This is a genomic window from Chitinophaga alhagiae (assembly GCF_003568665.1).
Lineage (GTDB): Bacteria > Bacteroidota > Bacteroidia > Chitinophagales > Chitinophagaceae > Chitinophaga > Chitinophaga alhagiae.
This window is the reverse complement of the sequence record NZ_QXMH01000003.1, coordinates 673,054-698,441: the sequence shown is the minus strand read 5'-3', so window position 1 is coordinate 698,441 and position 25,388 is coordinate 673,054. Positions and strand designations below refer to the sequence as shown.

Below are 25,388 nucleotides of genomic sequence, written 5' to 3'. Positions count from 1 at the left end.
CTGCTATATGTTCTGCCGGGTGCAGGTAACGGTTGGCGCCGCCCAGCGTAACAATTTCTTCCTGGTTGGCCGCACAGTCGTACAAAATGAACTCTTCCGGCAAGGTGGCTTCCCGGCTGTATTGCCAGATGGAATTTTTACGCGGCTGTTCGGCCTTGCGGCACAGCAGCAGCACATTGTCGCGGTTGGTGAAGTACATGTAGGAAATTTCCCGGAAGCTGTGCATCACTTTCCCTTCTTCGTTCAATACAATATAGTCGTGTACGTTACTGCCGGTGGCGGGGCCGGAATTGTCCAGCACAATGAAACGCCCGCTGGCGGAAATGTCAAACCGGTCTGCTTCCTGTATGGAGGCGGGGAGCGTGTCTGTATAGAGGCTGAAGAGAGACTGCACATCCTGCCGCTGCATGTACTCCAGCAGTTTGTTGTTGACCTGCTGCGTGTCTTCCGCGTATACCTTTTTTTTCACGGTGCTGAACAGGTTCAGCGCGTCTACCGGGTCAATATTGTTCATCTGGTAGCTCATATAGGCCAGGGCCTTGTTGCGGCTAATTTCGCCCCTTACATAAGTAAAATAGAAAATAGCCGTGTACGCCAGCAACAGGCCAATAACGGCCCATATCCACTTCCAGTTGCGCTGGCGGAACTTGAGCTTCTCCAGCCTTTCTTCCTTGTCTTTCCGGATGGCCTCTTCTTTTTCCCGTGCGCTGATGCTGTCTTCAAAAAACTGCTGCATCTCCGGGCTGAGGTTGAGCATATTGATATAAGGGCGATAGGCTTCTATTTCCTTGGGGGTGAGGTAATCGCTTGTTTTGTTCCGGAAGCCGGTAAACCGGCTTTGTATCTGCTCATTGGTGTAGTTGACGCGGCGCTGTTCTTCCGTACGGCGGCTGTCTATCAGGCCTGCCAGCACATCATGCGCCAGCTCGTAGGTTTGCCCGTCTGTACGGAGTATCTTGTTTTTCTCCAGCTCCGCCAGGCAGCGCAGCATCAGGCTGCCGGAGCGTTTGAGCAGGTAAGGGGCTACCTGGCCGGTAAACCAGATGCCGCTGGTTTTCCCGTCTGTAATGCGGTAATAGGCCAGCGGGCGTTTGGTGCCTTCGGGGGTTACAAATGCATCCAGCACATTGCTGACAAAATCTGCCGGGATGCCCGGAAATTCTTTTTCCAGCTCGTCCTGGATCACGTCTATCCGTTCCCTGATGAAGCGGTTGAGCACCTCCTTCATGCTGCCGAAGCGTTTGATGATGCTGGCGTCAAACGTGAGGGGAGGGTAGGGCTCGCTGCTGTCCGTCCTTTTATCGCCGGTATTCATGTACACGGTGCGCCAGAGCTGGTCCAGGTAGATCTGCAGGTACGGCAGGGAAACGGTGTTCTTCTCCGTCAGCACGCTGATGATCTGCTGGGCATTGGCGGCGCCTTCTTTCAGGGTGATGGAAAACTTCTGGCACGATCTGACAATGACCTCTTCCACGTTCTTGGCATTCATAGGCTCAATGCGCAGGCGGCGGTCGCAGAAATCAGGCACTTCCTTTTCAAACTCGCTGAGGCCGGCAAAAAACTCTTCGCGCATGATGAACAGCATGCTGCAGAACTGCAGGTCTGGTGCGCAAAGGATGTGTTCTACAATATCTATGAAGGTTGTTTTCTCCTGCTCGCTGCCCATGATGAGCAGTTCTTCAAACTGGTCAAAAATGAGGTATACAGGGCGCAGGTAACGGAGGTTCACGTTCCTGAGGGCGTCAAACACCTGCTCGCTGGTACTGCCCTGCGGCATGTTGGCCCGCTGTGCCACCAGCGTTTGCACCACGCTGGTTTTGCCGGCCATGGCGCTGGTTACGGAGGTTTCTGTGTTTTCCCTGCCGGAGAGCGTTTTCTGCAGTATGCTCCGCAGGGAGTCATTGATATTTTCTCCTCGCCTGATGAAAAAGGGCGTCCAGTCAGTGTCTTCCATCCTGTTCACCAGGCCGCATTGCACAATGCTGGTCTTGCCGGTGCCGCTGGTGCCGTACACCAGTACCAGCCTGTTCTTGTGAATGTACTGGTACAGTTGTTTGATCTCCTTGTCCCGGCCAAAAAAGATGTTGTAATCATCTCGGCCGTAAGGGTCAAGGAACTTGAATGGGCTGTTGATCATGAGACGGGGTTATGGGGGTCAGTTGCAAGGCAAAATCCCGAAAAGCGTTCAGTTGTATGCATACGGCTTCGTACCGGCTTTGCTCCTGTTGTTCCGTTCGGCCAAACTTCCGGTTGATGTTGATCTCCACATGGTTCAGGTCATCGTCAGGCTTGCTGACGTTGCGGAATACGTACACCTTGTCCGCCTCGCGGTACTGCCCGTAAAACACCAGGTTGGAGCGGTCTGAGCGGCTTTCGAACGCATTGATGTCTACCACCAGCGGGGAGAGGTTCAGAAATTCCAGCGCTTCGCCTTTGTATTGCCTTCTTTCCACGTTGAACACCGTGAGGTGCTGTTTGGTGAGTATCACGCCGCTGTTGTCAAGGTGTTTGGCCAGCAGGTAATAGTTCACCTCATGGCTGGCATTGGAGTTCATGAGCTTCACTACCTGGTGGTCAAACTCGGTGAGTATGTCGTGGCGGTATTTGTTGATGCGGATGTTCTGGATGCTGGTGAGCGTGTAGCGGTGCAGGAAGCCCAGCTTTTCGAAGAAGACGGACAGCATGGCCTCCGCGGTAAGGCAAAGTTCCGATACTTCAGATTCCTGTACGGCAACGGGTTTGCCGGGATAAGTGGCATTGCGGATATAGGTCAGGTACTCGCAGGCCTCGCTGAACTTTTTGTTCTGCGCGTCTTCTTCCCGCAGGGTTTTCAGTTCCGTTACAAAATAGTCCACCCTGGGCAGCGTATCAATATACATGCGGATGCCTTTGATCAGCGTGCTGTAATTGTACACCGCCCGTTCATCTATAGACAGGTTGAAATAGTCTTCCAGCAATTGCCGGATGTTGCCGGGGAGCTGGGCCACCTTGCCGGTGATCTTCAGCTCCCACAACTGGCTGATCATGATAATGCCCATAAATTCCGTGGTGATGTGGAATACCCGCGCTATCTGCTCCAGCCTTTTGAGACTGGGCTTTTTGAGCGCTTCCGTACCGTATTCCGCGGCAAACAGGGTTTTGAGCTGTATGGCAATAGGATGGGGGAATACGTCCATGATCGTTTTCTGGAACACATAATCTTCTATGATCTCCTGCTTCTTCTTTTCGTCCAGCTGCATGGCGGGAGCATTGCCGTCCAGCACCAATGATGTAAAGATGGTTTGGGTGAGCTGTATGTTTGGCTCATAGAGGGCGGCGGCCTGTTCGTTCACAATGGGCAGCGGGTTGAGGTCTACCGCATCGGCGTTTTTGAAGAACAGCCCCCAGAAGGGTTCCCGGGGTTTTTCGCCGGGCAGGTGCAGATCGCGGCTGGCGGCGTCATCCAGCCCCAGCGGATCTTTCGTGGCCGTTTGCGCGGAGGCCAGCGCCGCGTTGAACGCATTGCGGACGTTCATTCTTTTCTGGGAGATGTTGCGGAAAAATTCCACGCCGAAAATTTTTGCGCTGGCATCATTTACAGATGCGCTGGTGGCAATAACGGCAGGCACGCCCAGCTCCAGCAACGTGGTAACCTGCGGGGCGGTGGAGCAGCCGTTGAGGATCACCAGCCGCAGGTTGCCGGCGGCAATGCTGGGTTTTAGCTGATGGGCAATGCCGGTGCCGTTGGCTTCCTGGTCGTTAAACAGGAGAGAATGCTGGCCGGCATGGCCCGCATAATGGAAAATGGCAATGTTGCCGTTGTAGGTGCCGAGGGCGTGGTTGATATTGTCTACCGTGGCAAAAGACTCCCGGTGTACACTATAGTTGCCGCGGTTGTTCTCTATCAGTATGCGGTAAATGTTATCGTCTTCTTCTGTAATGGAGGCGAGCGGCTCAGCGGCACTGTTCGCAAATGAAATAATGATCGTTTTCATGACAAAAACACTTCGGGGTTGAGGAAAAACGCGCTTGTATTTTTTGGGGTCAGCGCGAGCGCATATAATATTTACTTTCTGTAAGTTACGAATTTTAAATTATATTTGTTACAGGCCAGAAGGACCGGTAGCCTGAGTGTAATCCCAAAAGTATGTATCTCCCAACCCCAGATTAAACCTCGCTTTTATGCAGGACCGTATGTTTTATGCCGCTTTTGTGGGCATAAACGCTTATCCGCAGGGTGCCCTGAGCGGCTGTGTGCGTGATGTGCTGGCGCTTGATCTCCTGTTCAGGGAACAGTGCGCGCAGCAGGCAGGCGTGCGTTACAAACCCGTGTATTACCTGGCCCCCAACGCCGCAGACGCTTTGCAGATAGCAGATCACGAAGCGGCCACGGGGCAGCAGCTGCCGTATGAGGCCCCCACCTTCGCCAATATTTCCACCCGGCTTTTTACCCATTTCAAAGATGCGGGAGAGGGAGACGTTTGTGTGTTCTACTACAGCGGCCACGGCTCCCAAACCGAGGCCCCGCCGGTATTTGACCGGCCGCAGATGGAAACGCTGGTGTGTGTGGACAGCCGCAGCGAGGCCGTTCCACCCGCCCGTGACCTCATTGACAAGGAACTGGCCTATCTGCTCTGGAAAACCTTTTCTGGCAAACAGGCGCATGTGCTGGTGGTGATGGACTGCTGCCACTCCGGCAACAACACCCGTAACCTGGAAGGTGATGGAGGGCTGCGGTTCCGCTACGTTCCGTCCGGGCGGAATAAAGTGGAATTTGCAGATTACCTGGGCTATGGGGACACCGGTTTTTACACCCTCGAAAACGGCAAGGCCGGTTTCAAAATACCCCGCTATGTACACCTGGCCGCCTGCCGGGACGATGAGAAGGCGCAGGAAACCATGCAGGGCGGCCTGTTTACCGGCCGGCTGCTGGAGGCCCTGCGGCTGGGCGGCGCGGCGCGCAGTTACCGGCAGCTGATGCAGGGATTGTCTATTACCGTGGGCAGCCGCGCGGAAAAACAAACGCCTGTTGCATTTGCGGGGCAGGACCAGGACCTTGACCAGCAGTTCCTGTCTGCCGGCATCCGGCCTTACCGGCCTTTTTTCAATGTACAGTACAACGCCCGGGAAAAGCGCTGGAAAATGTACGGCGGCGCCATGCACGGCTTGCAGCCGGGCGCGGTGGTACAGGTATCTGACGGGGAGCAGGAAGTGAACGTGGTATTGCAGGAAGTAACCCCCGCCTGGAGCTGGCTGCCGCTGGAAGGGTTTGATGAAGACAGCCGGCAGGTAACGGCCGTATTGCTCCGTATGGCCAACCCTCCCCTGAAAGTGGGCGTACCGCCGGGTTTGACCGCGATCAAGGGCGCTTATCCCTGTTTTACCCTGCACGAAGAAGGCGCGCCCGGCTTGCCATACAAGGTACGGCAACTGGCAGACGGCGCTTACGTATTGCTGCCGGAAAACGGTACCATGCCGCTGTTCAGACGGGAGCGCAACGCCGCCGTTTTCCTGGAAAATGTGAACAAGGTAGGCAACTGGATGGCCGCGCTGGCGCTGCAGCAGGAGGCCCCCGGCATCAGCCGGGAAGACTTTGTGCTGGAATGGACGGCTGCCCCGGGTACGCTGTTGCCCGATGGCGTGGCGCTGCATTACGAAGGGGAGCAATACCCGTCTTTCGGTTTGCGCATCTCTATTCATCCTGCCTCTTCCCTGAACACGTGTTACATAAAGGCCCTCTACCTCGGCAGCCAGTACAGCATCAACGGCACGCTCATCCGGAACGACAACAGCAGGCTTGAAAAAAAAACAGGCAGCAGCCTGGAGCTGTCCATGCTGTACGGAGAAACGTTGTACACCCGCATACCGGTGAGCGTGAACGATGCTTATGCCCGCTACGATGTTCATACGGTTACGGACTACCTGAAAATTATTGTATCCACCACCCCTGTACAGCTTGACCAATATACGCAGGAAGGGCTGGAACTGGACGATGGGGAGACTTCCCGCGACCTGGCGCCGCCCGGCAAGGCCGGCGCTGTTACCGGGCAGTTGCCCTGGTCTGTATTCACCTTTCGGGTACAATGCAAACGCTGATCCTCCTGACTTCTAAAACCATTCATATGTCAAAAGGTTATTCATTACATATCGGCCTCAACAAAGTGGATAAAGAAAAATATCCCGGCGTGCCGCCGTTGTTTGCGGCGGTGAACGATGCCGTGTTCTGGGCCTCCTTTGCCGAAGAGCAGGGGTATGCGGGGCAGTCCCTGCACAACGAAGACGCCACTGCCGAAGCCGTGCTGGACATGCTGAACAACTATGCCGGACAGATGAAAGCGGGAGACATCCTGCTGCTGACCTACGCCGGCCATGGCAGCCAGCTGCCGAATGAAAAGGAAGAAGGTTTTGACGATGAGCGCAATGACCAGACCTGGTGCCTCTACAACCGGGAGTTGCTGGACGATGAGCTGTTCGAAGCCTTCCGCGGGTTTGCGGAAGGTACGCGGATAGTAGTAGTGTCTGACAGTTGCCATTCCGGCACCATGGTACGCGCCCTGCCTGATGAGCTTGACCTGAGCGCACTGCTGGAAAACGGGTTGAACAGCAGCATGGCGGCCCGGGGGCTACGCTCCCGCAAATTGCCGCTGGAAGTGCAGCAGGCCGTCAACGCCCGTTTTGCCGGTTCCGTGTACGCTCCCCTGCAAAAGCCCTTCAGAAAAACAGCGCAGGCGGAAAATGTAAAAGCGGCCGTGAAGCTCCTGGCAGCCTGCCAGGATGACCAGACCACTTACGACGGAGATAAAAACGGCGTGTTCACCGAAGCGTTCATGACGCTGTTCAAAAAGCCCGCCTTCAAAAATGCCACCGCGGAAACGTTCATAGACGAGATCAGGGAACAGTACTATTTCCCGCGCCCCAATTTTTTCCAGTACGGCGCCATCATCCCGTCTTTTGACCGGTCTTTCCCCTTCGCTATCAACATCCCGGATGCCGCCATGGTAGAAGGTTACCGGCTTCCTGACCTGAAGCCGCAGCCCCTGCGGCGTTCCCTTACGCCGGAAGAGGAATGGGACGAAGGGAAGGTGAAGCGCAACGCGCAACTGCTGGTAGAGCTGGAAACCCCGGCAGACAGCCCGTTTACCGCCGGGAAAGACATTGCCATCCTTGAGCACGAAGGCAATACCTGGCTGCTGGAACTGAAGAACACCCCGCATGAGCACGCCTGGAGCGCCGCCCATGCCCTGCGGCAGCAGTTGGCCGCCAACGGCATTACAGCCGCTGTGGAACCGGTGCTCAGCGTGAGCCCCGCGCAAGACAGGCGCTCCACGCGGGAAGCGGACATCAACAACCCGGACTACATTCCGGAATGGCCTCCCGCCAAAAATGAAGGCCACATAGGCTGGCACCTGGACGATGCGCATTCCCAGCTGCTGAAAGCACAGGAGGCCCTGCTGCAACGGCCGGATGCACACGTGCGCATTGCCCACCTGGATACCGGCTACATAGCCGGGCATGTAGCCCTGCCCCTCAAGCTGGACTATGCCAGCCAGCGCAGCTTTGTAAAAAAAGATGACAGCTCGCAGGCGGTAGACAAGCCGGATTCCGGGCAGGACGGGCATGGCCTGGGCACCCTGGTGTTGCTGGCCGGCAACAAGGTGGGCAAGGCAGATACATATGATGAGTACGAAGGTTTTATTGGGGGCATGCCCTTCGCGGAAGTAATACCCATGCGCATTTCGGAATCTGTAGTGATCATGAATGATAAAAATTTTGCCGCCGCGCTGGACTATGCCATAGAAAAAGGCTGCGAAGTAGTGTCAATGTCCATGGCCGGCAAGCCCAGCAACCGGATGGCCACGGCGGTGAACCGGGCTTATGAGGCCGGTATTGTAATTGTGTCTGCCGCCAGCAATTGCTGGTACAAGGGCACCGGCGCCCTGCTGCCCAAGTGCGTGATGTTCCCCGCGGCATTTGAAAGGGTAATAGCCGCCACCGGCGCCATGCATGACCATCGGCCCTATGATGTGAAGTACCTGCGCGGCGGGCAGCGCGCCATCACCACCCAATACATGCAAGGCTCCTGGGGCCCGCCCTCCCGCATGACGCGCGCCCTGGCCGCCTATACGCCCAATACGCCCTGGGCCTCTACGCAGCATGCTTTTTTGCGCAGCGGCGGGGGAACTTCTTCCGCCACGCCGCAGGTAGCCGCCGCGGCCGCGCTCTGGATAGCGTACCACCGCGCTGAAATGGAGGCTAAAGGGTACTACCAGCCCGGTCGCCAGTGGCTGAAAGTAGAGGCCGTAAGGCATGCGCTGTACCAATCCGCCTCCCGTGACTTCCCGGAATGGGAAAAGTATTATGGCAATGGTATTTTGCGCGCTTATGACGCACTGGGCGTTGGCGTGGCGGAGGAAGCGGCATTAAGCGCCGCGCCGTCAGCGGAAAGCTCGCTCTTCGGCATTGTGGAAACCATAGGCTCTTTTTTCAAACGGAGAAAACTGTTCCGCAGCAATACGCCCGCGCCTCCCGCAGACGCACTGGCCATGGAACTGCTGCATTTGTTGCAGACAGATCCACAGTTCTTTGACCTGTTCTCCACGCTTGACCTGCAGGATACGGCCGCTATGCAAGAGCTGCTGAACAAACCTGCTTTTCATGAGCAGATAGCCCGTTCGGCATATGCTTCCGGTTACCTGAAAGAAGCCATTTTAGCGGCATAAGCGCCTGGCACTAATGAATATCATTCCCGGCCCTGATAATTATCATAGGCCGGCTGTGCGTAATGGCGCACCTTTGTACTGTTGTTAGTAACAGTAATAGCATTTCAATTTTAGTGTTTCGAATAGGAATGGCAAGCGCCGCAGAGCAGTCTGCGGCGCTTATTTATTTGCAGGAGTTGAATTTATGGTCTGTTTTACAAGGCAGAGGGAAAATAAACGGCTGCGCATCATGCGCAGCCGGATGAATGTCTTTATTTATTATGCGCAATGAACAGCGGGCATTTCAGTTCTTTCAGCAACAGGTCTGCCATGCTGCTGCGGAACCAGCGGGATACCGCGCCGCGCTGGTAAGCGCCCAGCACCACCAGCGTGGTCTCACCCTCCGATTTCAGCTTGTCAAGGATGGCCTGCTCCGGATCGCCCTTCAGCACGGTAAACACAGCATCGGGAGAATGGCGGCGCATAAATTCCTTCATGAGTTTGTTTTCCGGCAGGTGGGTGTCATCTTCAGGGCCTTTTACCGTAATCACTTCCGTGGGCAGCAACCGCGTAATAGACAGTACGCTGGTAAACATCTTGATAGCAAATACGGAAGAAGGTGCGCCATCGTACAGCATCACTACCTTGTCTAGCGGCTGGGCCCTGAGCGGGCTGATCAGCACCGGGCATTGCACATCGGCCAGCAGGTCCCGGATGAAGCGGGTAGGCGGCTCTTCCTTGAAACGGGTAAAGGTCTCATCTGCGGATATTACCAGCAGGTCTGCGTATATGCTTTCCCGTAACAGGTCCTGGATGGCAAAATTTTTGTCCCGGCGAACGGTGTAGTTGAGCTTCTGCGCCTGGCATTGCTCTTCAAACAGCTTCACGGCCGTATCGCGCAGGTGCTGGTCTTTTTCTATCATGGCCTGCATGTTGTTCTGCTGCAGGGCCTGAGCCACGTCAAAGCTGTTGCGCGTAAAATCGTCCAGGAAAACACCTACCAGGTGCGCCTGGTGCTGTTTGCTGAGTTGTATGGCAGTTTGAATGCTGCTATCCGAGAGTTTAAGGCCATCCAGGGCAACAATGATCTTTTTCATGCTTTAAATTTCAGTTATTTACTTTTTGCAGCAGGTGATACCCGTCAGATTGGGGAGTGATGTCCATCAATAACAACCCGCGCCCGGTAAAGTTTATTGCAGCGGCGCCGGGTCTACGCCTTCCGTGGTGATGGCTACCGGTTTAATGAGGCCGTTCCCGTCAAAGTACATGCGGTCTATGCAGGTTTCGCGGGAGTTGGCGTCTGTTTCACCGAGGGGGCGGCGGTGGTACACAATGTACCAGCTGTCTGTTTTTGCATCGTGTATCACGGAGTGGTGGCCGGCGCCCCGGGCAATGGCGGGATTTTGCTGCAGTATTTTGCCGATGCGTTTGAAAGGCCCCAGCGGGGAGTCTGCAATGGCGTAGGCCACACTGTAGTCCGGCCCCGTCCAGCCGCCTTCAGACCACATAAAATAATATTTTCCGTTTTTGCGGAACATGAAAGGGCCTTCCACGTACTTTTCGGGTGTGATTTCCCGGAAGGTAACGCCGTCCTCAAAGGGCACAAAGCCGGTGAAATCCGCGTTCAGGCGCGCTATGTTGCAATGGCGCCAGCCGCCGTATATCAGGTAATGCTGCCCGTCAACGTCCCTGAACACAAACTGGTCTATAGGCTGGGCCTTGTTATGGAACTTGTCTATCAGCGGCTTGCCCAGCAGGTCTTTATAAGGCCCTTCGGGCTTGCTGGCCACCGCCACGCCGATGCCGCCTCTTTCCGCATCGCTCTGGATGTCATTAGCACCGAAAAACAGGTAATACTTTTTGTCTTTCTCTATAACGGAAGGCGCCCACAGGGCACGCCTGGCCCATTTGATGGACGCAGTGTCCAGTATGCGGGCGTGTTTCGTCCACCGCACCAGGTCTGGTGAAGAAAAGGCGTCGAAAAATACCTGCTGGTTGTAGGGGGCGGAAAATGTAGGGAACACCCAATACCGGTTACCATATATGATGCCTTCCGGGTCTGCGTACCAGCCCGGGAAAACAGGGTTGCCGGCTTTTTTCTTTTGTTGCGCCGGCGCAGCGGCTGCCGTGATTATCAGGGCAGTGAACAGGATCAGTTGCTTCATACCGAAATATAGTAAAAACGGCGGGCATTGGCGAAAGGGGTACCCGTTATGGGCATGTGTTCCCGGCAACGGTCATTAATCCGTCCAGTAATTCGGGATAAACGAAAACCCGGAAATGTTGAACTCCCCGTCTCCCTTCGCCACCAGGTACAGATCATGAACGCCCATGGCGTATTTCAACTGGCCGGTGAGCTTCAGGGCAAAAGTGGTATCTGCGGTATGCGGTATTTTCAGCGTGCCGATGACCCGCCCCCTGGGTTTGTCTATCCTGAACTCCAGGCGCGGCGCGGATTTGCCCTTGATATTGCTGGACACAAGCACCTCAAACCCTATTTCGCCCATACTCAGGTTCACCTGGCTGAAGCCGAGGAAAGCGCCGTCTTTCATGACGAACTTTTTGTCTGCCGGCGGGGCAGGGGCGGGCGACTGGCCTCTTGCGGGCAGTACAATGAACAACAAGATAGCTGCCAGCGCAGCTAATGCAAGAGGCTTCATAGGATAGGTCCGTTTCTCGGTTTGCCGCAAGGTGGTGCCGGGTTTGCTGCACGGCCCTGCCGGTTTATTTTACATAAAGATAAATAATAATATTAATTTGACCGCATACCCGGGCCTCATTAAAAAAGGCTAATTCTCTTAAAATGTGGAAATTAATGGGCCATTAGTCCGTTATTAGTTCTCCTGTTAAGTTCCGGGCGTTATTTTGTGCCCCATTAAACGCTCCCAGGTATGAAAATGATACGAAGAGCAGGTGGTACAGCATGGCTGACGTTATGCGTGGCTACCTGTCTGGCACAGACCGGTAACTTTTTACCTTATGTAGACCCCACCGTGGGCAATGTGGGCCATTTGCTGCAGCCAACACGCCCCACCGTACAATTGCCCAACCAGGTCATGCGGATGTTTCCCGTCAGGAAAGACTACCTGGACGACCAGATTGCCAGTTTCCCGCTGCTGGTGGTGAGCCACCGGCTGGGGGAGGCCTTTGCCGTGAAACCGCACAGCGGTACATTGAAGGCGGATACCTGGAAACAGCCTCTCACCTATGATCATGACCTGGAGGTGATACGGCCATGGCTCTACGAAACCTATCTCGTAGACGAAGACATCACCGTAAAATACGCCCCCGGCAAAAAGGCCGGTATTTACCAGTTCCTGTTCCCTGCCGGCCGGCCCGGCCACCTGCTTTTCAACAGTTACAATAAAGGGCTGCAGCGGTGGCAGTTCAACGGGCGGGAGCTGACGGCCATGGAAATATGGCATGATGACGTGAAGATATTCCTGTACGGCGCCTTTTCCGGGAAAGGAGAAGCCAGCGGCCAGCATATCACCTTTCATACGCCGGAGGTAGAGTTCCGCTACGCCGTTTCCTTTATCAGCGCGGAGCAGGCAAAAAAGAACTATGAAACAGAGCTGCCGCCGGCAGTGACCTTTGAAACACTGGCGCGGCAGGGAGAAGCAGCCTGGGCGCAGGTGATCAACCAGGTGCAGGTAAGCGGCGGCACGGAAGCGCAACGCAGAACTTTTTACTCCGCCCTGTACCGTTGTTACGAGCGGATGGTGAATATCAGCGAAGACGGGGCCTACTACAGCGGGTACGATAAAAAGGTACACCGGTCAGACAGGCCGTTTTATGTAGACGACTGGGGGTGGGATACCTACCTGGCCCATCACCCCCTGCGCACCATCCTCCATCCGCAGCAGGAGGAAGACATGCTCCACTCTTACGTGCAGATGTACGCCCAGAGCGGCTGGATGCCTACCTTTCCGGTGCTTTTCGGGGACCATGTATGCATGAACGGTTTCCATTCTTCCATCACTTTCCTGGATGCCTGGCGCAAAGGCCTGAAGAACTTTGACATTCACAAAGCCTATGAAGGCATGCTGAAAAACGCTACGCAAGCCACCATGCTGCCCTGGAAAAACGGCCCCAAAGGCCGGCTGGATGATTTTTATTACGCCAAAGGGTATTACCCCGCGCTGCACAAAGGGGAGAAGGAAAGAGACCCCATGGTACACCCGTTCGAAAAACGGCAGGCAGTGGCCGTAACGCTGGGCGGCAGTTATGACGACTGGGCGGTGGCGGAGCTGGCCGGCGAGCTGGGGCGTAAAACAGAACAGCAACAGTTCCACGCCCGCGCGCTGAATTACAAAAACCTGTGGCACCCGGGTGCGCACATGTTTATGCCGAAAGATGAAAAAGGCGCCTGGATCAGCATAGATCCGAAAATAGACGGGGGCATGGGCGGCCGGGATTATTATGACGAAAACAATGGCTATACCTATCAATGGCAGGTGCAGCATGATATTGAAGGCCTGAAACAGTTATTTGGCGGGGCATCGCAGATGGAGGCCGCGTTGGACAAGCTGTACCGGGAAGGGCTGGGCCGCAGCAAATACGAGTTCTGGGCCGTATTCCCGGACGCTACCGGGCTGGTGGGACAGTATTCAATGGGCAATGAGCCCAGTTTTCATATTCCATATCTCTACAACTACACCGGCAGCCCATGGAAGACCCAGAAGCGCATCCGCTTCCTGCTGGACGTCTGGTTCAAAGACAATGTGTTCGGTATTCCCGGAGACGAAGATGGTGGCGGCATGAGCGCATTTGTGGTATTTTCTTCCATGGGCTTTTACCCGGTAACGCCCGGCAAGCCGGTATACGCCATAGGCAGCCCTGTATTCGAGAAAGTGACCATCAGCCTGCCGGGCAACAAACAGTTTACCGTGTTGGCCCGCCAGTGTTCTGTGGTGAACAAATACATCCAGCGCGCGCGCTTCAACGGCCAGCCGCTGGAAAAACCGGAGTTCACCCACCAGCAATTGATGGCCGGCGGCACGCTGGAACTGGAAATGGGCCCTAAGCCGAACAAGAGCTGGGGCGTACAATAGGCAATGTTAGGTATTTAATTTAAAAACATACTTTCAGTTTTTAAATTAAATTATTAAGTTTGAGGAGTCATAACCACGTCAACAGTCAAACTTAATAATTTTATGAAGCAACCAAACTGGAAGCCGTTCCTCGTTACCTGTGCCGTAGCCGGTATGTGCAGCATGCAGGCCGCCGCGCAGGAACTGCAGCCGGAGCTGCAGCGCGCAATTTTGAAGACACAGCAGGGCGGCATTGTGTTACTGCCCGATTTCCTGACCGAGAAGATCCCTGACCTGCAGTACCAGAAGATCATACTGCCTGGTCCCCAGCACGTCATATCCGACGACCCGGAGTACATCCGGGTGCCGGAAGCCATTGCATTGCAGGAACCGGTGCAGCCTGGGGCGGTACGGCTGTACGTCTATAACGTGAACGGGGTGAAAGAGCCGGCCAAGATAGACAGGAGAATTACCGCGGTGATCCGGAATACGGGACGCGGCGACATGCACATCCGTATGCTCAAATATTCCTCGCAAAAACCGAGCACTAATTATTACCAGATCGGCAAGCAGGGGCTGGCAGATTATTTCGCTTCCGGGCCGCAAAACGTGATCCGCACGGTAAAACCCGGTCAGGCTATCGCCATTGACGAAAAACTGGAAAAATATGTAGCGAAGTATGATGAGCTGGTGCACGGTTTTTATGAATTTACCATAGACCAGCCCGGGGAGATCAGCGTGTTGCAGACAGACCTGCAAACATCCGGCCCGAAGGCACTGGCGCGCATCAAAAAAGTATTGCCGCCGCAGGGCCATAGCGGCGCCGGCCGCGGGGTGTTTGGCGTGAGCAACTACCGCGTGGTAACAGACAGCGTGTATGATACCAAAGACGGGGTGAAGGAAATCATTGTGGCAGACGGGCAACTGGACCCCTGGGTACAGGGCAAGGAAAAAAACACGCCCGGTGTAGCGCACCTGGCCGGTAACTACGGTGTGATCTACAATATAGAGATGAAGTGGAAAAGTACAGACGGTAAAGGGCTGGCCCTGGTAACCTGGAACTCCCGCAGCGATAATAACCAGTGGTGCGGTGGTATGGCCAATACCATGGTAGTAAGCGGTGGAAAGTTCAAAGAGGGCATCATACAGTTGCCCAGTGACCGGCTTATTACCAAAAAAGCGCCGGAAGCTATTTTGGTACAGGTGTTCAAGCCTGCGGCCAATGGAGAAGAGCAGACCATCCGCATAACGTATTCCCCGCCGGGAGCGTCTTGCCTGCCCACACCATTGATCTTTGTACCTGTTGATCTTCAATAAAAAAATCCCGCTTCCGTTACGAAGCGGGATTTTTTTTATGCTCCATCGGCGTTGCCTCCCCTGATCTCTTCCCGCAACTGGCGTATTTCAGAAGCCAGCGCCTGTATGCTGGCCGCCGGAGATAGAACGTCCTGCTCGCTGAAATCAAGGATCACGGCGGCAGGGGTACCCAGCACCGTAGCGATCTGCTGCAGGCGTTCCAGGCTGATGCCTGTTTTATTCCTTTCTATTCTGCTGTAAGCGGCTATTGAAATGTTGAGCTGCTGCGCTACATAACTTTGTGTGAGGTCTTTCAGCTCGCGCACTTTGCGGATGTTGTGTCCGATTTGCATAGTTAACAGATTAAACAATGGTGAATTAAAATTAAGTACTGACGCTATCATTATTTCAATCAATTTAAAATTATTTGGATTGAAAAAGAAAATAAGTTTGCTGTACTGTTTGCGCAAACAAAAGCAGGCAGCAAAAAACGATACGCATGCAAGCATTGAAAGAGCATGACATGCGCATGATCTGCGGTGGGAAAACTACGCCATCCGGAGCAGACCGCAGACAGCACAACAGGCTGTCCGGCCCCTGCCGGCTCCGTGCTAACCGGTTGATATTTTTCATCTTACATTTGTGGCTTATAATAAAACACATGAACGAGCGATTTTTTCCCGCGGACCAGTTTGCCCGCAAATTCACAGAAGAAGTACTGCTGGCGGCGGATATCTATAAACGCATGCTGGACAGTGGTTTTGAGGAGTACGCTTACGCGGTGCTGGATGCTTATTTCATTTCCGGCCAACAGGAAAAAATTAAAAAGCTGGGAGACTTTTTTACGCAGTACTACCAGGCAAAGGTGACGGCCGTGGCGGAGAAAGGGGATGGCTGGGAATTGACAGTAGCATTCCCGCAGTTCCCCCTCAATGAGGACAACCTGCTGTGCTGGGCCATAGACCTGTTATTGAAAGGGTATGAGCATGATTGTATGCTGGATGGTTACGGTACTGATGCCGGCACCGGTAACTATGAATTTTCGGACGAAGACAATAGCCGCCTGCCCTGGTATTTTGACGAAGCGCTGAAGGCGTATCATCACCGCAATTTCAGTGCGGCCATCATTTACTTCAGTTCCGCCATCCGTATTTTCCCGGAAAATCCCAATGCATGGTACTCCCGGGGTATTGCACGGGACGCGATCTTTCTGCGGGCCAAAGCGCTGGAAGACTACAACAGGGCCATTGAGCTGGCACCGTCATTTGTTGAAGCGTACATTAACAGGGGCGTGAATAAAAATTTGTCCGCCAGCTATGCGGCCGCGCTGGAAGATTTCAGGAAAGCCGTTGATCTGGATGGCAATAACGCCACAGCTTATTTTAACATGGGCAATACGCATCACAGCATGGGCAACCTGGCCGATGCCTGCGCCGCCTGGAAAAAGGCGCAGGAGCTGGGGGCGGAATATGCTGCGGAGCAACTGGCACTGCATTGCAAATAAGCGAAATGCTGCTTATTTTACAAGAAGCTATGAAAACGCATGCTGATATCAGGAAGATTGCCGGGCGGTATAACATGCTCCCCAATATATTGTGGACGGTAGTGAACCTGGCGCCAGTATATATTTTTTGCTGCCGGCACGTACAACCGTTGCATTTCGGGATCATACTCTCCATGAAAAAGCGGATACTGCCCGTATTGTTGTTAGCCGTGTGTACGTCTTTTAATACCACCCGGCCACCAAAATTCCGGGTGCTGGTGCTGGCGGAGGCCGGCGGGCATCATATCCGGTTCACGGAGGCTGCCACCGTCTGGCTGAACAAACTGGCGGCAGACAGTGGTTTTACGGTTGACTATATTCAGCATACCACACCCATCCATACAAATTTCCTGCGGCAATACCGGCTTTTTATCCAGCTGGATTACCCGCCGTACGGGTGGACAAAGGCGGCTGCGGAGGCCTTTGAAGCCTATATAACAACAGGGAAGGGCGGCTGGATAGGTTTCCATCATGCCACGCTGCTGGGAGAATTTGACGGGTACCCCATGTGGCCATGGTTTTCCCGGTTTATGGGGAATATCCGGTTTAAAGACTACATAGCGGAGTTTGCCAGCGGTAGAGTAGTGGTGGAAGATCAGCAGCATCCCGTAATGCGGGGGCTTCCGGGCACTTTTGTAATAGAAAAAGAAGAGTGGTATACGTATAACCGCAGCCCGCGGCCAGACGTGCAGGTGATTGCCAGTGTAGACGAGTCTTCTTACAGGCCGGACTCGCACAAGAAAATGGGAGACCATCCGGTGATCTGGTCAAACCCGCACGTAAAGGCCAGGAACGTTTATATTTTTATGGGGCATTCTCCCGGGTTGTTTGACAACGTACATTATAAAATGCTTTTCCGCAACGCCGTTGCCTGGGCGGCGGGGGAAGATAATGCGCCCTGACAGCGGGACGCAACACGCTTGCGTTTGGGTGAAAAGAGGCCTGTTGAAGCAAATGAAAATAATACAGCAGCCCGGAAAAAGAAGACCGGGCGCCAGGGCCCGGTCTTTGCTTTTTGGGATTAGAACATCCTGGATGTAAGATGATGTTTGGGATTGCATCAGTGGTTTGCAGGCTCAAAATTAGGTGTCCGGTGGAGAATGAACGTACCCGCCGGAATCAAGTGTAGAATTTAAAGGTTGAACGGTAGTTTTTGTATATAATTTGAGTGCAGTGCGGAAAATCATAACTAGATAAACATAAAAAAGTGTTGATGAATACTCCCCAAATAGCGGCGCGCCTGGTGGAACTGTGCCGTAACGGCCAGTTTGAGACGGCCCAGCAGGAATTGTTTGCAGACGATGTGATCAGCATTGAACCCTACGTAATGCCGGGTTTTGAAAAAGAGACCAAAGGCCTGGAGGCTAATATGGCCAAAGCCCGAAAGTTTGACAGTATGCTGGAGGCTACCCACAGCATCAAAGTATCAGAACCGCTGGTGACCGGCCATGTGATCGCTTTTACGCTGGAAATGGATGTGACCATGAAAGGGCAGGAGCGGTCATCGTTTAACGAACTTTGCGTGTATCACGTGAAGGACGGAAAGGTTATTTCCGAGCAGTTTTTTATGTGAACGGGCGGGCCTCACCATTTCAATACCTGCAATAATAACTTCCAGCCTGTACTAGTATGTGCCCATACACGCAGGTAATTCTCCCGTTTGCCGGTGTGGTGAGTGTTGCCGTATACGTAGGCAAGGTCACAGCTTTGCGCCATGATGCCGGCTATTGGAGCGAGGCTATAAATGATATTATGAATTAAGAACAAACGTTTGCAGTATAAACGCCCGCATCCGGGAATCTTTCTCTTTAAATGTAAAAAATACGCCCCATACTTTTTTTGAAAATGGGTAAATAGTGTTATTTTGCGTCAAGATGGTTTTATAACAATCGATTGTAATTCCATGTAAAATGCGGGTCCAACAACAGTAAAACTGGTCATGAACAAACCAGGGGAAAAACCTCCCGTCAGAAAAACGTAAAAGTAGCCATATGAAGAACCGGAAGAGAGAAAGAATGGCCGGAAAGCCAGATCAGACAAAGATCTGTAGCTGCTCCTGCGCAAGAACAAAATCGAAAATTGAGACGGACACCATTTTCTTTAATTGAGACTCATTCGTAACGGATAATTCCACCACGGCTTTTTATTGCGCGTCTCAGAAAAAACCGATTTTCTAACTGAAACTAAATCACGATTTATTTTTTTTCCACGCATGCTTGTGTAATCATCAGTAGACAGAAAGCAGCCCATTAAGTGCAAACGTTTGCATTCCACAAGGGATGTTATCGATTTATATGCCGTGCTCAACACGGCGCGGAAACTTTTTTTCTTGCCTTACTTAAAATCAAACGTTATGTTCAATTGTTTACCGATTTCAATATCCCCCCGCCGGTTGAGCGTCAGGTGGATATTCATGGCATGTATCCCGCTGGCCGGCGTGCTGCAGGGAACTGCCGTCAAAGCCTCTCCAGGGCTTTATTTCCAACAGGAAAGAGTGGTCAAGGGCCGCGTAACGGACGAAGCGCAGGCGCCGCTGCCCGGCGTAACCGTTGCGCTGAAGGGCACGTCTTCAGGCACCGTTACAGACGCTAACGGCAGCTTTTCCCTGAAGGTAACAGCCGCAGAAGGCGTGCTGGAATTTTCTTTCATAGGTTACGCCAGGCAGGAAGTGGCGTTTTCCGGCAATGCGCCGGTAACGGTGCAGCTCAAAACAGACCAGAAAGCGCTGGGTGAGGTAGTGGTGGTAGGGTACGGCACACAGAAAAAAGTGAACCTGGTGGGGGCCGTATCTGCCGTAAAGGTAGATGAGGCCATCACCAACCGTTCCCTGCCCAACGCTTCTTCCGCGCTCTCGGGGCTGGTGCCGGGCCTGGCCGTTACGCAATCCAGCGGCATGGCCGGCCGCAATGGCGCCAACCTCATTGTCCGCGGCCTGGGTACGGTCAACAATGCCAACCCGCTCGTAGTGGTAGACGGCATGCCTGATGTAGACATCAACCGGGTAAACGTCAATGATATTGAGAGCATATCCGTGCTGAAAGATGCTACTTCCGCATCTGTATACGGTTCCCGCGCGGCCAACGGTGTTATTCTCATCACCACCAAGTCTGGCAAAGGCCAGAAAAAAACACAGCTGAATTTCAACGGCACGTACGCGGTGACCCAACCCACCAAGGCCTGGGATTTTATGGCGGATTACCCGCGTGGCCTCACGCTTCACCAGCGCCAGGCCGCCGTTGGGCAACTGCGCTCCAACTGGCTGTTTAAAGACGGTACCATAGATCAGTGGATGGCCCTGGGCATGATAGACGCTGTCCGTTTTCCGAATACGAACTGGTGGGACATCATCAGCCGCAACGGCCAGTTGCAGAACTATAACCTGTCCGCTTCCGGCGGCGGGGATAATTCCAACTTCTTCTTCTCCATTGGCGTCATGGACGAAAAAGGGCTGCAGATCAATAATGATTTCAAGCGCTATAACGCCCGCTTCAATTATGATTACAAGCTGCGCAAGAACATGAACATCGGTGTGCGTTTCAACGGTAACTGGTCCAAATTCGTGTACGCGCTGGAAGACGGGTTTACGGACGATAACAGCACCAATACCGCCGGCTTCGACCTGCAGTACGCCATTGCCGGCATTCTGCCGTACGATCCGAAAACGGGCTACTACGGCGGCGTAATGGCGTATAACGAAGACGCGCAGGCGTACAACCCCTACACGGTATACGTCAACACCCTCAACCGTCAGAACCGCCAGGAAGCGAACACCACCGCATACATAGACTGGACGCCCATTGAAGGGCTTACCGGCCGTATAGACTATTCGCTGAACTATTATAACGACTTTCGCTGGAATGCCAACATGCCCAACCGCGCGTACAATTTCCAGACGGGCGCTTTTGGCAGCCGCGTGTACGTGGGAGACAACGCGGGCGTGAACAATTATACCAACACCGGTTACAAAACCATGCTCAACGGCCGCCTCAGCTATCAGAAAAAGATCGCAAAAAACCATGATCTGAGCGCATTGTTCGTATACAGCGAAGAGTTCTGGTATGACAGGTACCAGGGCAGCGGCCGTAATGACCGGCTGCACCCCACCCTGCATGAAATAGATGCGGCGCTCACGCAGATACAGAGCACGGGCGGCAACTCCGGCACCGAGGGGCTGCGCTCCTACATTGGCCGTATCAACTATACGGCGTTCGATAAATATCTCTTTGAGGCCAACGCCCGCTACGATGGCTCTTCCAAATTCCTGCCGGGCAGCCAGTATGGCTTCTTCCCCTCTGTGGCGGTAGGCTGGCGCTTTACAGAAGAGAGCTTCATCAGCGCTTTCACCAAAAACATACTGAGCCAGGGCAAGCTCCGGTTCTCTTACGGGGGCCTCGGCAACAACAGCGGTGTAGACCGGTATGAGCAGCAGACCACGCTGGATGCCAACCACTATTTTGTAGATAACAATATTGCCAAAGGTGTGGTGTACAAAAAGATGGTGAACAGGTCGCTTTCCTGGGAAACCACTACCGTAATGAACATCGGCCTTGACCTGGGTTTCTTTGACAGCCGCCTCACGGCAGAGCTGGACTACTACAACCGCCTCACCACCGGCATGAACCGGCCCTCCGAAATGTCTATCCTGCTCACCGGCGCGTACGATGCGCCCCGCAGGAACATCGGCAACCTCCGCAACAAAGGGGTGGAGCTGAACCTTACGTGGACAGACAAGGTGGGGCAGTTCAACTACATGATCAATGCCAACGCCTCCTACAATTACACACGGCTGGAAAAATGGAACGAGTTCCTGGCCAAGGGGTATACTTTCCTCGACATGCCCTACCACTTCGTGTACACATATGAAGACATCGGCATTGCCCAAACCTGGGAAGACGTGTATAACGCCGCCCCGCAAGGCGCTTCCCCGGGAGACATTCTGCGGAAAGACCTGAACGGGGACGGCCGGATCACGGCGGAAGATAAAAAGGCCTATCCCAATTTTCAGCGGGATATGCCTACTACTTTCTTTGCGCTGAACGGCAACCTGTCATGGAAGAACTTTGACCTGGGCGTACTGCTGCAGGGCGCTGCCGGCCGCAAAGATTTTGTGACCAATAACTACAACAATACCAACCCCGCCGGCGCGCGCTACGCCTGGACGTGGGACCACTGGTACAACGCCTGGAGCCTGGACAACCGCTCCGGCATCTGGCCCCGCCTGGCCGGCATTGGCGGCAACCGTGAAGAGACCTCTTACTGGCTGGACAATACGGCTTACCTCCGTGTAAAGAACATACAGCTCGGCTACAGCGTTCCCAGCCACATCCTGAAAAGGCTGCACATCAACTCCTTCCGCATTTTCGGCTCTGCTGAAAATATTGCCACCCTCACCAACTTCCGCGGCCTTGACCCGGAGGTGACCGGCAACAGGAGCAATGCATACCCCGTGAATAAATCCTATTCCGCCGGTATTAATGTTGGGCTTTAAAACGAAACACCATGAAAAGATCAATTGCAAAAATATATTTGATAGGCATGCTGGCAGGCTGGGGCATATTTTCTTCCGGCTGTGTGAAGGGCCTGCTTGACCAGGCGCCTACAGTAGACCTGGAGCTTACCAACTTCTGGAAAACGGAGTCAGACGCCACCCTGGGCATTATGGGTACCTACTCCGATATGCGCGCCCTCTTTGACCGGGATTACCTGATGGACGGCCATGGCGAATACGTAAGAGTGCGCGGCAGCGCCGTGAGCAGTACAGACCTCCGCCTGGGCGATGCCTACCAGGGCTCCGGCGGTATTTATGACCCCACCGGTTATGCGGACAAGTGGGACAAGATGTACCGCTACCTCTACGGCGGCATTAACCGTTGCAACTGGGTGATAGATAACGTGAACCTGCTGATGGGGAAAGAAGGTATTTCCACGGAGAACATGGAACGCATTCTTGGGGAGGCCCGCCTGCTGCGGGGCATGTGCTATTTCAAGCTGATCTCCATGTGGGGAGATGTGCCTTACATCAGTAAAACGGTCACCAGCAACGATGAGGTGGCCAACCTGACAAGGATGCCCATCGGCCAGGTGAAAGATTCCATTATGGAAGATTTTGCCTACGCCTTTGAGAAACTGCCCCTTCAATCCCCGGAAATAGGCCGCGCTTCCAAACCGGCCGCACTGGCTTTCCGTGGCAAGCTGCAACTGTATTGGGCCTGCTGGAACAACTTCGGGTGGCCGGAGCTGGAAGGTTTTGTGCCCGATGCCGCCGCCGCTATGGCTGCCTACACGGCTGCCGCGGCAGATTTTCGGAGTGTGATCAATGATTTTGGCCTTACCCTCTTCAGGAATGGTGAGCCGGGAGAAATTGACGAGCTGGGCAAGGCGGAAAAGCTGCCCAACTATTTTTACCTCTTCCTGCCTGTGGCCAACGGCAACCCGGAAATGATCATGTCTTTCCCTCACGGCGGCACGGGTACCAACCAGGGCGAAGAGCTGATGCGCGATGTGGCCGGCCGCTCTCATGAAGGCTCCCAGGGCTGGGTGATGCCCCGCTATGAAATTGCGGACAGGTACCAGAGCACCGTTACCGGAGATTTTGTAACACCGCTCATCCCCATGAACCCTACAGACGTGCCCGGCGCCAGAACGGCCCCCAACTCCGCCGTTAACCCGCAGAGCTACCTGAACAGGGATTACAGGATGAAATCTTCCATTATGTGGGATTATGAAATGAGCATCGGTATGATCAGCCTGAAATCTACCGGCTGGTGCCCCTTCATTTACAAAACCTGGAACGCCGCCGTTACCATAGATGGGGTGAAGTACACCTCCTATAACACAGACGGCAATAACTCCGGTTACGTATTCCGCAAGTTCCTCCGCAACTATGCCGGTCAGGGGCGCAGCGACGGGGATTACGCCTGGCCGGTGATGCGCCTGGCGGATGTGTTCCTGATGTATGCGGAAGCCACCAATGAGGTTAGCGGTCCGCAGGCGGATGCCATTGCGCTGGTGAACAAGGTACGCCACCGCGGTAACCTGCCGCCGTTATCTGCGGCCAAAACGGCTTCCAAAGAAACGTTTTTTGCGACCATTGAGCAGGAGCGTATTGTGGAGCTGCTGGGCGAAGGCCAGCGTGGTTTTGACCTCCGCAGGTGGAGAGCGCTGGAAAGAGTATGGGGCCCTCCCGGCGGTGCAGGCCTTTGGCGCAGGGATACGCACGGCGCCAACCAGCAGCGGTACTATCAGAACACACCGGAAAGAACGTACCAGCAGAACTATATTTTCCGGATACCGCCCGGCGAGCGTGACCGTAACCCGAACCTGACGCAGAACACACCCTGGCTGTAAGCGATTCCTGAACTTCTAAAAAATGAATGAAATGAAAAAATATATTTCCATAGCCGCGCTGACATTGCTGGTTGCATTTGCCTGGAGCAGCTGCACCAAAGACAAACCGGTGGATGAAGATGGGCTGTTGATCACTTCCCGCGCGGAATGTTATGTGAGCAACTTTGAACTGCTGGGAGCGGATTTCCAGACGGTGAGAACAAAGAACGCGGTGATAGATACTACGGCCTGCACCATTAACGTAGAAGTGTTTTACGGTACAGACCTGAAAAACCTCTGGCCGCAGTTCTCCCTGGTAACAGATGCCAAGCTGGACCCGAAAGTGACCGGCAAGGTAGACTTCTCTGACCTGGCCAATCCCAAACAGTACACGGTAGTGTCTGGCAACCGCCAGGTGAGAAAAACGTACAGCATTTTTATTACCGTCAAGCAATAAAAAGTAATACCATGTCAATAAAATATTATCAATATACGGCTGTGCTTTTGGCTTTACTGCTGTCTGCGGCGGCGTGTAAAGACAAGGAATATGCCATACCGGAGCCTAACGGCGGGCTGGCCAACGATGTGATCAAACGCTCCCTGGGGCCCAACCTGGTAGGCCAGAAAGTAGAATTTGCCTATGCTATGGCGTTGCCTGCGGACAAGGGCAAGCTGGAATCTGCTACCGTAGAGGCCTCCATTGCCGGGGCGCCCGCCACTTACCTGGAGCACCGCTCTTTTTACACCAATTCCAGCGGGGATGATGTAGGCGTGGAAGTAGGAGCGCCTTCGGTAAATAAAGACAATACTACGTCCGTTAGCTTCACTAAAGACACCATGGCCGCCACCCTCCGCTATTTTTATGTAGTGCCGGAAGAAGCGCGCGGTAAAACGGTCAACTTCAAGTTCACCGCCAAAGCCACCAACGGGCAAACGGTGTCTTATTCCATGGGGCCGTACAACATTTCCACCATGGACATGAAGCTGGACCTGCAGCTGGTAGACAATGCGGCTTGTTATATTTCCATTGGGGACATGGCCGTGTATACCGCGGCGGAGGCTGCCGCCAACCCGGAAAAGATAGACCTGGTATACGTGTTCCGCTCGCCGGCCAACTACCTGCATGCTATTTTGTCGCCAGGGTCAGACCCGCAATACCTGCCGGGCGTTACGCTGCCCGCCGGCGTAAACAAGGTGACCAAACTGTTGCGCGCCTGGAACCTGCGGGACCAGCAACTGGCGCGCCTGCAGTTCGGGGTGTTCATAGATGACCTCGATTTCCAGCAGCAGGGTTTTGAAGACGCGGCCAACCTGGCCCTCAACCTCAAGGAAGATGCGGGGCTGTGGGTAGAAACGGCAGACGGGAAGTACAAGGCCTATGTGTTCATCAATTCGGTGAGCAATAGCGGCAAGAGCGCCACCGTCAGCATCAAGAGATATACAGTGAAATAGGCCGGGGGAGAGGCTGCATCAAAAGTAGGATGCAGCCTCTTTTTATTTGGGCTGGGACAG

At 54.0% G+C, this 25,388-nt stretch carries 17 protein-coding genes and 1 pseudogene; 11 read left to right on the top strand and 7 right to left on the bottom strand.

Annotation, left to right across the window (positions count from 1 at the left end):
- Positions 1–1,381 precede the first annotated feature (1,381 nt).
- Positions 1,382–2,137, bottom strand: a pseudogene (locus tag D3A97_RS25435) (ATP-binding protein); the annotation flags it as partial.
- A complete protein-coding gene (locus D3A97_RS18975) occupies positions 2,109–3,974 on the bottom strand; it encodes a CHAT domain-containing protein (RefSeq protein ID WP_119080083.1) in 1,866 nt (621 codons plus the stop codon). The pseudogene D3A97_RS25435 and the gene D3A97_RS18975, both read right to left, overlap by 29 nt.
- Positions 3,975–4,161: 187 nt before the next feature.
- Between D3A97_RS18975 and D3A97_RS18970 the strand changes: the two genes are divergently transcribed.
- Both D3A97_RS18970 and D3A97_RS18965 read left to right on the top strand, forming a co-directional pair.
- Positions 4,162–6,075 carry a caspase family protein gene (locus D3A97_RS18970; RefSeq protein ID WP_119080082.1) on the top strand — a complete coding sequence of 638 codons (1,914 nt, stop codon included), beginning with the start codon at positions 4,162–4,164 and terminating at the stop codon, positions 6,073–6,075.
- 26 nt (positions 6,076–6,101) lie between these two features.
- Positions 6,102–8,699: a S8 family serine peptidase gene (locus tag D3A97_RS18965; RefSeq protein ID WP_198674070.1), complete on the top strand. Its 2,598-nt coding sequence runs from the start codon at positions 6,102–6,104 to the stop codon at positions 8,697–8,699.
- Between the two features lie 251 nt (positions 8,700–8,950).
- Here the strand turns inward: D3A97_RS18965 and D3A97_RS18960 are convergent, their stop codons facing one another.
- The 3 genes from D3A97_RS18960 to D3A97_RS18950 form a co-directional block, all read right to left on the bottom strand.
- The gene (locus tag D3A97_RS18960; protein WP_119080080.1) at positions 8,951–9,775 is read right to left on the bottom strand and encodes a universal stress protein; all 825 of its coding nucleotides are present in this window, start codon (positions 9,773–9,775) and stop codon (positions 8,951–8,953) included.
- Positions 9,776–9,868: 93 nt separating this feature from the next.
- Positions 9,869–10,843: a glycoside hydrolase family 43 protein gene (locus D3A97_RS18955; RefSeq protein WP_119080079.1), complete on the bottom strand. Its 975-nt coding sequence runs from the start codon at positions 10,841–10,843 to the stop codon at positions 9,869–9,871.
- A gap of 75 nt (positions 10,844–10,918) precedes the next feature.
- On the bottom strand, positions 10,919–11,338 hold the full coding sequence (locus tag D3A97_RS18950) for a carbohydrate-binding protein (protein ID WP_119080078.1): 420 nt from the start codon (positions 11,336–11,338) through the stop codon (positions 10,919–10,921).
- A gap of 231 nt (positions 11,339–11,569) precedes the next feature.
- Here D3A97_RS18950 and D3A97_RS18945 point away from each other — a divergent pair, with 231 nt between their 5' ends.
- Both D3A97_RS18945 and D3A97_RS18940 read left to right on the top strand, forming a co-directional pair.
- Complete coding sequence (locus D3A97_RS18945) at positions 11,570–13,732, top strand: GH92 family glycosyl hydrolase (RefSeq protein ID WP_119080077.1); 2,163 nt, start codon at positions 11,570–11,572, stop codon at positions 13,730–13,732.
- Between the two features lie 102 nt (positions 13,733–13,834).
- Entirely contained in the window at positions 13,835–15,028 is a 1,194-nt protein-coding gene (locus D3A97_RS18940; RefSeq protein ID WP_119080076.1) for a copper amine oxidase, read from the top strand.
- 35 nt (positions 15,029–15,063) lie between these two features.
- Here D3A97_RS18940 and D3A97_RS18935 read toward each other — a convergent pair whose 3' ends face one another.
- A complete protein-coding gene (locus D3A97_RS18935) occupies positions 15,064–15,360 on the bottom strand; it encodes a helix-turn-helix domain-containing protein (RefSeq protein WP_119080075.1) in 297 nt (98 codons plus the stop codon).
- 308 nt (positions 15,361–15,668) lie between these two features.
- Here D3A97_RS18935 and D3A97_RS18930 point away from each other — a divergent pair, with 308 nt between their 5' ends.
- From D3A97_RS18930 to D3A97_RS18920, 3 genes are all read left to right on the top strand, one after another.
- Positions 15,669–16,511: a tetratricopeptide repeat protein gene (locus tag D3A97_RS18930; protein ID WP_157986626.1), complete on the top strand. Its 843-nt coding sequence runs from the start codon at positions 15,669–15,671 to the stop codon at positions 16,509–16,511.
- Positions 16,512–16,540: 29 nt separating this feature from the next.
- Positions 16,541–17,452 carry a ThuA domain-containing protein gene (locus D3A97_RS18925; protein WP_232826017.1) on the top strand — a complete coding sequence of 304 codons (912 nt, stop codon included), beginning with the start codon at positions 16,541–16,543 and terminating at the stop codon, positions 17,450–17,452.
- Between the two features lie 311 nt (positions 17,453–17,763).
- Complete coding sequence (locus D3A97_RS18920) at positions 17,764–18,123, top strand: SnoaL-like domain-containing protein (protein WP_119080073.1); 360 nt, start codon at positions 17,764–17,766, stop codon at positions 18,121–18,123.
- A gap of 11 nt (positions 18,124–18,134) precedes the next feature.
- On the opposite strand, the gene D3A97_RS25260 is transcribed toward D3A97_RS18920, so the two are convergent.
- Positions 18,135–18,266 (bottom strand): hypothetical protein, encoded by a 132-nt coding sequence (locus D3A97_RS25260; protein ID WP_262697057.1) that lies wholly within the window; start codon positions 18,264–18,266, stop codon positions 18,135–18,137.
- 697 nt (positions 18,267–18,963) lie between these two features.
- Between D3A97_RS25260 and D3A97_RS18915 the strand changes: the two genes are divergently transcribed.
- From D3A97_RS18915 to D3A97_RS18900, 4 genes are read left to right on the top strand one after another with little or no spacing between them, the layout of a single operon-like run.
- Complete coding sequence (locus D3A97_RS18915; protein ID WP_198674069.1) at positions 18,964–22,038, top strand: SusC/RagA family TonB-linked outer membrane protein; 3,075 nt, start codon at positions 18,964–18,966, stop codon at positions 22,036–22,038.
- Between the two features lie 11 nt (positions 22,039–22,049).
- Positions 22,050–23,897, top strand: coding sequence for a RagB/SusD family nutrient uptake outer membrane protein (locus D3A97_RS18910; protein WP_119080071.1), 1,848 nt, complete (start codon positions 22,050–22,052; stop codon positions 23,895–23,897).
- A 31-nt stretch (positions 23,898–23,928) separates the two neighbouring features.
- The gene (locus D3A97_RS18905; RefSeq protein ID WP_119080188.1) at positions 23,929–24,333 is read left to right on the top strand and encodes an SGBP N-terminal domain-containing protein; all 405 of its coding nucleotides are present in this window, start codon (positions 23,929–23,931) and stop codon (positions 24,331–24,333) included.
- A gap of 41 nt (positions 24,334–24,374) precedes the next feature.
- Positions 24,375–25,328 (top strand): DUF4466 family protein, encoded by a 954-nt coding sequence (locus tag D3A97_RS18900; protein ID WP_232826016.1) that lies wholly within the window; start codon positions 24,375–24,377, stop codon positions 25,326–25,328.
- The last annotated feature ends 60 nt before the right edge of the window (positions 25,329–25,388 follow it).